Origin of the sequence: Nocardia sp. FDAARGOS_372 (genome assembly GCF_002554515.1) — a bacterium.
Classification (GTDB): Bacteria; Actinomycetota; Actinomycetes; order Mycobacteriales; family Mycobacteriaceae; genus Nocardia; species Nocardia farcinica.
In genome coordinates this window covers 4,029,854-4,043,530 of record NZ_PDDW01000001.1, presented here as the reverse complement: position 1 = coordinate 4,043,530, position 13,677 = coordinate 4,029,854, and the positions used below count along the sequence as shown (strand labels likewise).

The 13,677-nt window shown below is 74.4% G+C and carries 1 protein-coding gene (running past one end of the window); it reads left to right on the top strand.

Translation table 11 applies throughout. The annotated features are described in order from the left end of the window. Positions 1-13,677: the 3' portion of a non-ribosomal peptide synthetase gene (locus CRM89_RS19115; RefSeq protein WP_098085435.1), read on the top strand. It extends 11,640 nt beyond the left edge of the window; the window shows 13,677 of its 25,317 coding nt (coding positions 11,641-25,317); its start codon lies beyond the left edge, outside the window; it ends in the stop codon at positions 13,675-13,677.

The window sequence follows — 13,677 nt, the reverse complement described above, 5'->3', positions numbered from 1 at the left end:
CTGGTCGCCCGCGCGGCCAGCGCGCTCGGCGTGGACCTGTCGGTGCGGGAGGTCTTCGAAGCGCCCACGGTGGCGCAGCTGGCCGAGCGGGTGCGCGCGGCGGCGGGCGCGCCGTCGCGGGCCCCGCTGGCCGCCCGGCCGCGTCCGCAGCGCATCCCGCTGTCGGCGGCGCAGACCCGCATCTGGCTGCTGAACCGGCTCGACCCCGAGTCGCCGGTGTACAACATCCCGCTCACCATCCGGCTCACCGGCGCGCTCGACGTGCCCGCGCTGGGCACGGCCCTCGCCGACGTGACGGCGCGCCACGAATCCCTGCGCACCGTGTTCCCGGCCGATGCCGAGGGCCCGCACCAGGTCGTGCGGGCACCGGGCCCGGCGCCGGACCTCGATCCGGTCCGCGTCGAGGGCGATCCGGCCACCGCCGTACTCGGCTTCCTGGCCGACGGGTTCGACCTGCGCACCGAACTTCCGGTGCGCGCCAGGCTGTTCCGGCTCGCCGCGGACGAGCACGTGCTCGCCGTCGTGGTCCATCACATCGCCGCCGACGGCGTCTCGACCGCGCCGCTGGCCCGCGACCTGATGACCGCCTACGCCGCCCGCGCGGCCGGCGCCGCGCCGGGCTGGGCACCGCTGCCGGTGCAGTACGCCGACTTCGCGCTCTGGCAGCGCGAAACACTCGGTGACCCCGACGATCCCGCCTCGGTGCTGGCCCGCCAATCCGCGCACTGGCGCGCCGAACTCGCCGGACTCGCCCCGGTGCTCGAGCTTCCCGCCGACCGCCCGCGGCCCCCGGTGGCCTCCGGCCGCGGCGCGACCGTCGAGTTCGCGCTCTCCACCGAGCTCACCGCCGCGATCGCCGACACCGCCCGCCGCCACGGCGTCTCGCCGTTCATGGTGGTGCACGCTGCCTACGCGGTCCTGCTGGCCCGGCTGGCGGGCACCGCGGACGTGGCGATCGGCACCCCGGTCGCCGGCCGGGCCGAGGCGGCACTCGACGACCTGGTCGGCATGTTCGTCAACACGGTCGTGCTGCGCACACCGGTACCCGCGGGGCAGAGCTTCGCCGAACTGCTGCACCGGGTGCGCGAGATCGACGTGCGCGCCTTCGCCAATGCCGACCTGCCGTTCGAGCGGCTCGTCGAGGACCTGAACCCGGTGCGCTCGCAGGCGCACGCCCCGATCGTGCAGGCGCTGCTCACCTACGAGCACCGCGACGACACCGTGCTGCGGCTGCCCGGTCTCGAGGTGGCGCCGTACCCGCTCGACAGCGGCATCGCCCAGTTCGATCTCGCCCTGGAACTGGCCGAACTCGGCACCGAGGCGGGCACCGCCGTGCGCGCGGTGCTGCGGTACGCCACCGACCTGTTCGACGAGGCGACCGTCGCGTCCTTCGCCGAGCGCCTGATCCGGCTGCTGTCGGCGGCGGTGGCCGACCCGGCCCGCCCGGTCGGCGACCTCGACCTCCTCGCCACCGGCGAACGCGCACTGGTGCTGCGGCACTGGAACGACACCGCCCACCCGGTCGCCGCCCCCGACGACACCCTGGCCTCGCTGTTCGAGCGGCAGGTGCGCCGCACCCCCGACGCGATCGCGCTGACCTTCGAGGGGACGAGTCTGTCCTACGCCGAGTTCGCCGCCCGCGCGCGGCGATTGGCGCGGTGGCTGGTCACCCAGGGTGTCGCGCCGGGCAGCGCGGTGGCGCTGGGCATGCGGCGCTCGGTGGACCTGGTGGTCGGCATGTACGCGGTCACCCTGGCCGGTGGCGCCTACGTGCCGATCGATCCGGAGCATCCGGCCGAGCGCGTCGCGTACGTGCTGCGCACGGCCCGCCCGGTCTGCGTGCTCACCGCGGGTGCGGACCTGCCCGTCGGCACCGCGCCGCAGGTGCGTGTCGACCGGCTGGAGCTGAGCCGGTTCGCCGACGGCCCGATCCGGGACGCCGAACGCCGCGCCCCGCTGCGGCCCGGCCACCCGGCCTACGTCCTGTTCACCTCCGGCTCCACCGGCCGCCCGAAGGGTGTGGCGGTCGCGCACGCCGCCATCGTCAACCGGTTGGTGTGGATGCAGGACCGCTACGGCCTGCGTCCCGACGACGTCGTGCTGCAGAAGACCCCCGCCACCTTCGACGTGTCGGTGTGGGAGTTCTTCTGGCCCTTGCAGGTCGGCGCGCGCCTGGTGGTCGCCAGGCCCGACGGCCACCGCGACCCGGCCTACCTGGCGCGGCTGATCGTCGACGAGCGCGTCACCACCGTGCATTTCGTGCCCTCGATGCTGGCGGTGTTCCTCGCCGAGCCCGCCGCCGACCGCACGGGCCTGCGGCGGGTGTTCGCCTCCGGCGAGGCGCTGCCCGCCCCGATCGCCCAGCGCGCCCGCCGCGTCCTCGGCGCCCGGGTGCACAACCTGTACGGGCCGACCGAAGCCGCCGTCGACGTCACCTTCCACGAGGTCACCGACGCCGACACCGGTGCTGTGCCTATCGGTAGGCCGGTGTTCAACACCCGCCTGCTGGTGCTGGACGCCCGGCTGCGCCCGGTACCGGTGGGCGTGCCCGGCGAGCTCTACCTCGCCGGGGCCCAACTGGCGCTCGGCTACGTCGCCCGGCCCGACCTGACCGCCGAACGTTTCGTGGCCGACCCGTTCGGCGAGCCGGGCGATCGCATGTACCGCACCGGCGACCTGGTGCGCTGGAACCGCGACGGGGAGCTGGAATACCTGGGCCGCACCGACTTCCAGGTGAAGCTGCGCGGCCTGCGCATCGAACTCGGCGAGATCGAGACCGCGCTCACCGCGCTGCCCGGCATCGAGCAGGCAGCGGTCCTGGTCCGCGGTACCGCGGGCGGCGAAGACACCCTCGTCGGCTACCTCGTCGCCACGGACCCCGACCTCGACGCGGTCCGCGCGGCGCTGGCGGCCCGGCTGCCCGCCTACATGGTGCCCGCCGCGTTCGTCGTGCTCGACGAGCTGCCGGTCAACTCCTCCGGCAAACTCGACCGGGCCGCACTGCCCGACCCGGTGTTCGAGTCCGCCCGCTACCGCGCCCCCGAGACCGAGACCGAACGCCTGGTGGCGGCCGTCTTCGCCGACGTGCTCGGCCGCGCGGACATCGGCGCGGACGACGACTTCTTCGCGTCGGGCGGCAACTCGCTCAGCGCCACCCGCGCCGTCGCCCGCCTCGGCGCCGATTTGGCCGCCGACCTTCCGGTGCGCCTGCTCTTCGACGCGCCCACGGTCGCCGGATTCGCCGCGCGCGCCGCCGAATTCGCCGCGACACCGCGCAAACCCGCCCTGGCGCCGCGCCCGCGTCCCGAGCATGTGCCGCTCTCGCCCGCCCAGCAGCGGATGTGGTTCCTCAACCGGTTCGATCCCACCGAGACCGTCCACAACATCCCGGTGGCCATCCGCTTCACCGGCGAGCTGGACCGCGCGGCCCTCACCGCGGCCGTCGCGGCGGTCGTCGACCGGCACGAGACGCTGCGCACCCGCTATCCGGACCGCGACGGTATCGGCCACCAGCAGATCCTCCCGCCCGGCCGGGTGCCCGAGATCATCGACCTCGACGGCGCCGACCCGGCCGCCGCGCTCACCGAGTTCGTCGCGACACCGTTCGACGTCACCGCCGAGGTGCCGCTGCGCATCGGCCTGGCCCGGCTCGGCGCGCGCGAGCACCTGCTGGCACTGGTGGTCCACCACATCGCCGCCGACGGCTTCTCGATGGGTCCGCTGGCCCGCGACCTGGCCGCCGCCTACACCGCGCAGCTGACCGGAACCGGCCCGGACTGGCCGGAACTGCGCGTGCACTACGCCGATTACGCGCTGTGGCAGCGGGAACTGCTCGGCGCCGAGGACGACCCGGACTCGCCGGCCGCCGTCCAGCTCGGCTACTGGCAGGAGACGCTGCGCGGCCTGCCCGCCCAGCTCGACCTGCCCGCCGACCGGCCGCGCCCGGCCGTCGCCTCGCACCGGGCGGCGAGCGTGTGCGTGCCGCTGCCCGACGAGCTGCGCGCGGGGGTCGACGCCGTCGCCGCCCGCTACGAGGCCACCCCGTTCATGGTGGTGCACGCCGCGCTGGCGGTGCTGCTCGCCCGGCTCTCCGGCACCGCCGACATCACCGTCGGCGCCCCGATCGCCGGACGCGGTGCTCGCGGCCTCGACGACCTGGTCGGCATGTTCGTCAACACCCTGGTCCTGCGCACCGCCGTGCCCGGCGCCGACACCTTCGACGCCGTGTTGCGCCGGATCCGCGAGCGCGACCTGGACGCCTTCGCCCACGCCGATGTGCCGTTCGAGCGGCTGGTCGAGGTGCTCGACCCGCCGCGCTCGGAGTCCAGGCACCCGCTGTTCCAGGTGGCGCTGTTCTTCCAGAACCTCGCTCCCGTCCAGCTCGAGCTGCCGGGCGTCGTCGTCACCGAACATCCGGTGGAGCACGAGGTCTCGCGTTTCGACCTGCAAGTGACCGTCGCCGGGGAGACGCTGCGGTTCACCTACGCCACCGACCTGTTCGACGAATCCACCGTGCGCGGTGTCGCCGACCGGTTCCTGCGCCTGCTCGGCGCGGTGGTGGCCGACCAGCACGTCCCGGTCGGTGACATCGACCTGTTCGGCCCCGGCGAGCTGCACCGGGTGGTCACCGAATGGAACGATTCCGCCCACACCACGCCGCTGGCCGAACTGCTGCTCGACGAGTTCGAGCTCCAGGCCGCCGCCACCCCCGACGACCCGGCGGTGATCCACGTCCCCGACGACGGCTCCGCCGCCGCCGTGCTCAGCTACGGCGAACTCGACCGGCGCGGCAACCAGCTGGCCCGCCACCTCATCGGCCTCGGCGTCGGACCGGAATCGCTGGTGGCACTGGCCATCCGGCGCTCCACCGACCTGGTGGTCGCGATGTACGCGGTGCTCAAGGCCGGTGGCGCCTACGTCCCGATCGATCCGGACCATCCACCGCTGCGCATCGCGCACGTCCTGGACACCGCCGCACCCGCCGCGCTGCTGGTCACCGCCGATGTGGCGCTCGACTACGACGGCCCGGTGGTGGCGGTGGACACCGTCGCGCTCGACGGCTACGCCGACGACCCCGTCGCCGCCGAGGAACGCCGCGGCCCACTGCACCCGGACAACCCGGCCTACGTGCTGTTCACCTCCGGGTCCACCGGAAAACCCAAGGGCGTGAGCGTGTCCCACGCCGCCATCGTCAACCAGATCACCTGGATGCAGTCGCGCTACCGGCTCGACTCCGGCGATGTGTATCTGCAGAAGACGGCCACCACCTTCGACGTCTCGCTGTGGGGCTATTTCCTGCCGCTGCGGGTGGGCGCGACGGTCGTGCTCGCCTCCCCCGACGGGCACCGCGACCCCGGCTATCTCGCCGAGGTGATGGGCGCCTACGGCGTGACCGTCACCGACTTCGTGCCGACCATGCTCGCCGTGTTCGCCGGGCACGTGGCCGAGTCGGGGCGGGCGGCCGCGCTGGCGGCGCTGCGGATGGTGTTCGTCATCGGCGAGGCGCTGCCGGGGGAGACCGTGCGCGCGTTCACCGCGATCAGTTCCGCCGCCGTGCACAATCTGTACGGCCCGACCGAGGCCGCGGTCAGCATCACCCACCGCGAGGTCACCGGCGAGACCGGCCGCGCCGTCGCGCCGATCGGCAACCCGGAGTGGAACAGCCGGGTCTACGTGCTGGATTCGCGGCTGCGGCCGACCCTGCCCGGCGTGGCGGGGGAGCTGTACCTGGCGGGCGTGCAGCTGGCCCGTGGCTATCACGGCAGGCCCGCGCTCACCGCCGACCGTTTCGTGGCCAACCCGTTCGGCGCGGCCGGGGAGCGCATGTACCGCACCGGTGACCTGGTGCGCTGGGAAACCCGCGGCGACACCGCCGAACTGGTCTACCTGGGCCGCACCGACTTCCAGGTGAAGTTCCGCGGCCAGCGCATCGAGCTCGGGGAGATCGAGGCCGTGCTGGCGGCCGTGCCCGGGGTGGCGGGGGCCGCCGCGCGGGTGCTCGGCGAGCACCTGGTCGGCTACCTGCTCGTCGCGCCGGAGGCCGCCGACGACCACGACGCGGTGCTGGCGCGGGCCCGCGCGGCCGCGCACGAGGCACTGCCCGCCTACATGGTGCCCGGCGCGCTGCTGGCCCTCGACGAGTTCCCGCTCAACGTCTCCGGCAAGCTCGACCGGGCCGCGCTGCCGGAACCGGTGTTCGACGGGGCCGCCTACCGCGCCCCCGTGACCCCGGCCGAACGGCTGGTCGCCGCGGCCTTCGCGAGCGTGCTCGGCGTCGACCGGCCCGGCGTCGACGACAGCTTCTTCGACCTCGGCGGCAACTCCCTCAGCGCCACCCGCGTGCTCGCCCGGCTGGGGGAGCGGCTGGGCAGGCGCATCCCGGTACGGCTGCTGTTCGAGGAGCCGACCGTGCGCGGCCTCGCCGCGGCGCTCACCGCCGGCGCGGACGCCGAGGCGGTCGTGCCGCTGGTCGCCGGCCCCCGGCCGCCGGTGCTGCCGCTGGCGCCGGTGCAGCGCGGCATGTGGTTCCTCAACCGCCTCGATCCGGAGTCGCCCGCGCACAACATCCCCGTCGCCCTGCGGATCACCGGCGAACTCGACGAGAACTGGCTCACCGCCGCCTTCGCCGACGTGGTCGCCCGGCACGAGGCGCTGCGCACGGTCTACCCGGCCGACGCCGACGGTGTCGGACACCAGGTGGTGCTCCCCGCCGAGGACGCCCCTGTCCGGCTGGCGATCGAAGCCGTCGACCCCGCGCGGGTGGACGCACGGATCGCCGAATTCCTCGCCGGCGGCTTCGACGTCACCGCCGAGGTACCGGTGCGCGCCGTGCTGTTGCGGGAGAGCGCGACCAGCCGCGTCCTGGTGGCGGTGCTGCATCACCTCGCCGCGGACGGGTTCTCGATGCGCCCGCTGCTGCGCGATCTGCTGGTCGCCTACATGTCGCGGGCGCTGCGCACCGAACCCGCCTGGCCGCCACTGCACGCCCAGTACGCCGACTACGCACTGTGGCAGTCGGCGGCGGCCGACGCGGCCGCCGACCGCGAACTCGCCTACTGGCGCGAGCAGTTGCGCGGGCTGCCCGACGACCTGGCGCTGCCCACCGATCGCCCCCGCCCCGCGGTGGCCTCCAAGCGCGGCGCGACGGTACGGGCCCGGCTCGGGGCACCGGTCGCCGCCCGCATCCGCGCCCTGGCGCAGCGGCACGAGGCGACCCCGTTCATGGTGGTGCACGCCGCCTTGGCGGTGCTGCTGGCCCGGTTGTCCGGCGCGACCGACGTCGCGGTGGGCACCCCGGTCGCCGGGCGCGGCGCCGCCGCGCTGGACGACCTGGTCGGCATGTTCGTCAACACCCTGACACTGCGCAGCCGACCCGAACCCGGCCGCAGCTTCGACGCGTTGATCGAGGAGTCGAAAACCACCGCTCTGCAGGCGTTCTCGCACGCCACCGTGCCGTTCGAGCGCATCGTCGATGACCTCGGCGTGCCCGCCGACCCGGCCAGGCACCCGCTGTTCACGGTCGTGCTCAACTACCAGAACCTCGGCACCGACACCGTCGCCGTGCCCGGCCTGGAACTCGCGCCGGTGGAGTTCGCCGAAACCGTCGCGCGGTTCGATCTACAGTTCGGCGTCGCCGACACCCCGGACGCCGACGGGCACCTGGCTCTCGAACTCGAATACGCCACCGACCTGTTCGACGCCGCCACCGCCGCCGCGCTGCTGCGCCGCTTCGGCAGACTGCTCGGCGCCCTCACCGCCGCGCCCGACCGGCCGATCGGCGATGCCGAACTGCTCGCCCCCGGCGAGCGCGCGGCCCTGCTCGGCCGCTCCGGGCCGCCGGTGCGGCCGGACACGCTCGCGACGATGCTGGTCACCGCCGCGGCGGCGAACCCCGACGGCATCGCCGTCGTCTGCGGCGACCGTCAGCTCACCTACCGCGCGCTGGACGAGCAGTCCTCGCGGCTGGCGCGCATGCTGATCGGGCAGGGCATCGGCGCGGAGGACATCGTCGCCCTCGCCATCCCCCGCTCGGCGGAGTACCAGCTCGCGCTGTGGGCGGTCGCCAAGACCGGCGCCGCGTTCGTCCCGGTCGACCCGACCTACCCGGCCGAGCGCATCGCCCACATGCTCACCGATTCCGGCGCCGCGCTCGGGCTCACGGTCGAGCGCGCCCGCGCCGGACTGCCCGGCGACACCGAATGGCTGGTGCTCGATGCCGCCACCACCGCGGCGCGGCTGCGGCACACCAGCGCCGCGCCGGTGTCACCCGGCGAACTGGTGCGCCCGGTGCGCACCGACGACGCCGCGTGGATGATCTACACCTCCGGCTCCACCGGACTGCCCAAGGGCGCGCTGGTCACCCACAACGGCATCGCCGGGGTCGCCTACACCCAGCGCGACCGCTACGACGTCACCGCGCGCACCCGCGTGCTCGGCGTCGCCTCACCGAGTTTCGACGCGTCGATGCTGGAGCTGCTGCTGGCCGTGGTGGCGGCGGGCACCCTCGTGATCGCGCCGCCGGAGGTCTTCGCCGGTGCCGAACTGACCGAGCTGATGGCGCGGGAGCGGGTCAGCCACGCGTTCATCACGCCCTCGGTGCTGCGCACCCTCGACCCGGCCCGGCTACCGGACTTCACCCATCTGATCATCGGCGGCGAGGCGTTCGGTACCGAGACCGTGGCCGCTTGGGCGCGTGATGGGCGTGCGGTGTTCAACGGCTACGGGCCCACCGAGACCACCATCGTCGCCACGGTCTCCCCGCCGCTGCGGCCGGACCGGCCCGTCGAACTCGGTGTGCCGCTGGCCGGCATGTCCGCGGTGGTGCTGGACGCCCGGTTGCGGCCGGTGCCCGCCGGGGTGCCGGGGGAGCTGTACCTGCGCGGGCACGGCCTGGCCCGCGGCTACCACGCCCGTCCCGGGCTGACCGCCGGGCGTTTTGTCGCCGACCCGCACGGTCCCGCCGGCGGCAGGCTCTACCGCACCGGTGACCTGGCGTGCTGGACCGCCGACGGTGCGCTGCGGTACCTGGGCCGCGGCGACCATCAGGTGAAGGTGCGCGGCCTGCGCATCGAACTCGGCGAGATCGATACGGTGCTGGCCGCCCATCCGAGCGTGCGCGCCGCCGTCACCGTCGGACACGCCGTGGCCGACGAGGACGTCGCGCTGGTGTCGTATGTCGTTGCGGCGCAGGGCGAGATCGTGGACACCGCGGCTCTGCTCGCGCACGCCGCCCGCGCGCTGCCGCCCTACATGGTGCCCGCCGCGGTGACGGTGCTCGACCACCTGCCGCTCACCCCGGTGGGCAAGCTCGACCGGGCGGCTCTGCCCGCGCCGCACTTCCGTGCCGCGACCTTCCGCGCGCCCGAGACGTCGGCGCAGCGAGCGGTGGCCGCGGTGTTCGCCGAGGTGCTGGGCTTGCCCGCCGACCGGGTCGGCCTCGACGACGACTTCTTCGCCCGCGGCGGCAACTCGCTGACCGCGACACAGCTCGCCGCCCGCCTGGGTGCGGCGCTGTCGGTCACCGTCGGCGTGCGGACCGTGTTCGAACACGCCACCGTCGCGGCCCTGGCGGACGCGCTGGCCGGCGCGGGGTCGGCACACGGCCCGCGCCTGGTCGCGCGCGAGCACGACGGCCCGGTGCCGCTGTCGCTCGCGCAGCAGCGCATGTGGTTCCTCAACCGCTTCGACCACCAGTCCACCGCGTACAACATTCCGCTGGCGGTGCGGTTGACCGGTGAGCTGGACGTGGCCGCGCTCGGCGCCGCGGTGGCCGACGTGGTGGCCAGGCACGAGGTGCTGCGCACCGTCTACCCCGAGCAGGACGGCGCTCCCGTGCAGGTGGTGCTGCCGGTGCGGCGCGCGGACGCGCCCTCGCTCACCGCGATTCCGGTCGCCCTCGACGACCTGCGCACGGCCGTCGTGGATTTCGTGAGCGCGGGCTTCGACGTGACGGCGGCGCCGCCGGTGCGGGCCACGCTGTTCCGGCCGGTCGCCGACGCCGACCCGGACGCGGGCGCGGTTCCCGCGCGCGAGCACGTGCTCGTCGTCGTGATGCACCACATCGCCGCCGACGGGTCCTCGCTGGTGCCACTGGCCCGCGACGTGATGGTCGCCTACGCCGCGCGCAAGCGCGGCCTGGCACCGGACTGGGCGCCGCTGCCGGTGCAGTACGCCGACTACGCGATCTGGCAGCGCGACGTCCTCGGCGCGGAGGACGATCCGGATTCGCTGATCGCCCGGCAGCTGCGGTTCTGGCTCGACACCCTGGCCGGGCTGCCCGCCGAACTGCCGCTGCCCACCGACCGGCCGCGTCCCGCGGTGGCCTCCACCCGGGGCAGGCACGTCGACTTCACCGTCGACGCCGCCACCCACGCCCGCCTGGTCGAGCTGGCCCGCGCGCACGGCGCGACCCCGTTCATGGTGGTGCACGCGGCGTTCGCGGTGCTGCTGGCCCGGTTGTCGGGCACCACCGACATCGCGGTGGGCACCCCGGTCGCCGGGCGCGGCGCCGCCGAACTGGACGACGTGGTCGGCATGTTCGTCAACACGCTGGTGCTGCGCACCGAGGTCGAGCCGGGCGCGTCGTTCACCGCGCTGCTCGACCGGGTGCGGGCCGCCGACCTGGCCGCCTTCGCGCACGCCGACGTGCCGTTCGAGCGGCTGGTCGAGGTGGTCAACCCGGAGCGCTCCACCGCGCGGCATCCGCTGTTCCAGGTGGGCTTCTCCTTCCACAACCAGGCCGACGCCGACCTGGAACTGGACGGGATCACCGCGAGCCCGGTCGAGGTCGACACCGAGGTGTCCCAATTCGACCTGCACCTGGTGGTGAACGACCGCTCCGACACCGACGGCACGCCGCGCGGGCTGGCCGCCGCGCTGACCTACGCGACGGCCCTGTTCGACGAGGCCACCGTCGCCGGATTCGCCGGACGGTTGCAACGCCTGCTGGCCGCGGTCTGCGCCGCGCCGGATCTCCCGGTGGGTGACCTGCCGTTGCTCGACGCCGCCGAGACCGAGCGGGTGCTGCGCACCTGGAACCAGCCGGACCGCACCTGTGCCACCGGCGCCCTGGCCGCCGGATTCCATGCCCAGGCCGCGCGCACGCCGCAGCACATCGCCGTGGTCGAGGGCGACCGCAGCCTCACCTACGGCGAGTTCGCGGCGGCCGTCAACCGGCTGGCCCGGGTGCTGATCGGTCGCGGTGTCGGGCCGGAATCCCTCGTGGCACTGGCGATTCCGCCCAGCACCGAGCTGCTGGTCGCCATGTACGCGGTGCTCACCGCGGGGGCGGGGTACGTGCCGCTGGACCCCGCCCATCCGCTCGAACGCACCACCGCCGTGCTGGCGGCCGCCGACCCGGAGCTGGTGCTGGTGTCCACGCGCGCGCCGATGCTGCCCGAGCGGGTGTCCGGGCTCGAGATCGTGCTCGACATCGCCGGGATCGGCACCGATGTGCCCGCGCACCCGGTGCGCCCCTACGAACTGGTGCGCCCGGTGCACCCGGCGGACACCGCCTACGTCATCTTCACCTCCGGTTCCACCGGTGCGCCCAAGGGCGTGGTGGTGCCGCAGGCGGCGGTGACCCATCAGCTGGAGTGGATGCAGTCCGAGTACGGGCTCGGCGCCGACGACGCCGTGCTGCTGCACACCTCGGCCGCCTTCGACCTGTCGGTGTGGGAGTTCTGGTGGGCGCCGCGCACCGGAGCGCGACTGGTGCTCGCCCCCGAAGGTGCGCACCGTGACCCGCAGGGCCTGCTCGACCTGCTCACCTACGCCGCCGTCACCACCGTGACACTGGTGCCCGCCCAGTTGGCGATGCTCACCGAGGTGGCCGGGGAGCGCGGTCTGCCCGCGGCGCTGCGCAGGCTGCTGGTGATCGGCGAGGCGCTGCCCACCGACACCGTCCGGCGCACCGGCGAATCGACCCAGGCGAGGCTGGACAACTTGTACGGCCCGACCGAGGCGACCGTCTCGGTGACCCGCTACCGCACCGGCGCCGACGAGCACGGGGCGATCGCTCCCATCGGCGCCCCCGAGGCGGGTACCCGGGTCTACGTCCTCGACGACCGGCTGCACCCGGTGCCCACCGGCGTGGTCGGCGAGCTGTATCTGGGTGGTGCGCAGCTGGCCCGCGGCTACCATCGCAGGCCCGACCTCACCGCCGAACGGTTCGTCGCCGACCCGTTCGGTGCACCGGGGGAGCGGCTCTACCGCACCGGCGACCTGGTGCGCTGGACCGTCGAGGGCCAGCTGGTCTTCGTGCAGCGCCGCGACTTCCAGGTCAAGGTGCGCGGGTATCGCATCGAACTCGCCGAGATCGAGCACGCGCTGCGCGCCCATCCGGCCGTGGCCGAGGCCGTCGTCCTCGCGCACGGCGCAGGTGGTGCGCACGGCACGGGCGGTGCGCACGGCGCGGGCGGTGCCGAGGCGATGCTGGTCGGCTACGTCACCACCCGCACGCCGGTCGACACCGAGGACCTGCGTGCCGCGCTGGCCGGGACGTTGCCCGGCTACATGGTGCCCGCGGCGCTGGTGCGGCTCGACGCGCTGCCGCTGACCGCCAACGGCAAACTCGACCGCGCCGCACTGCCGCGGCCGGACCTGCGCGCACGCGAGTATCGCGCGCCGGAGACCGAGCTGGAGACCGCGGTGTGCGCCGCCTTCGCCGAGGCGCTCGGGGTGGAACGGGTCGGCCTGGACGACAACTTCTTCGAACGCGGCGGCAATTCGCTGCTGGCGACCCGGCTCGCCACCCGGTTGGCCGCACGGCTGGCCGAACCCGTGCCGGTGATCTGGCTGTTCGCCGCACCCACCCCCGCCGGGATCGTCGATCAGCTCGACCGGGCGCGTGCCGGCCGGGGCCGGGTCGAGGCCGACGCCGCCTTCGACGTGCTGCTGCCGCTGCGCCGTGGCGGCAGCAGGCCACCGCTGTTCTGTGTGCATCCCGCCGGTGGCGTGGCATGGTCGTTCGCCGGGCTGGCCGCGCACCTCGAGCCCGACCGCGATCTCTACGGCCTGCAGTCTCCGGTGCTGAATTCGGCGGCGCCGCTGCCGGATTCGATCGAGGAGTGGGCGCGCCGCTACGTTCGCGAGATCCGCGCGGTGCAGCCGGAGGGCCCGTATCACCTGCTGGGCTGGTCGCTCGGCGGCGTGCTCGCGCACGCCGTCGCGGTGCAGCTGCAGGACGAGGGACAGCGGGTCGCCACGCTGGCGATGATGGACAGCCCGCGCCTGGTCGAACCCGTCGCGGTCTCGACCGTGCCGGTGGCCGACCTGCTCGGCGGGTTGCTCGGCGACCACGCGGCCGTCCTGGACGCCGAATTCGATCCGGCGCAACTGGATTCGGCTCGGCTCGCCGAGCTGATCGCCGACCTGCCCGAGCCGTTCGCCTCCTTCGGCGCCGAGCGGCTGAGCCGGCTGCTGGCCGAGGGTGCGCGCTCGCTCGACCTCATCGCCCGCTACCGGCCGCGCCGCTACAAGGGCACGCTGCTGTATTTCACCGCCGCCCACGACGACCCCACCGGTGCGGGCGGCGCGGCGGGCTGGGCCGAGGCCGTCGACGGCACCGTGCACAACCACGCCGTCGCCGCCACGCACTGGCGGATGACCTCCGACACCGCCCTCGCCCGCATCGGCCACGTGTTGACCACGGTCTGGGCCGACTCCGACCGCGCATGA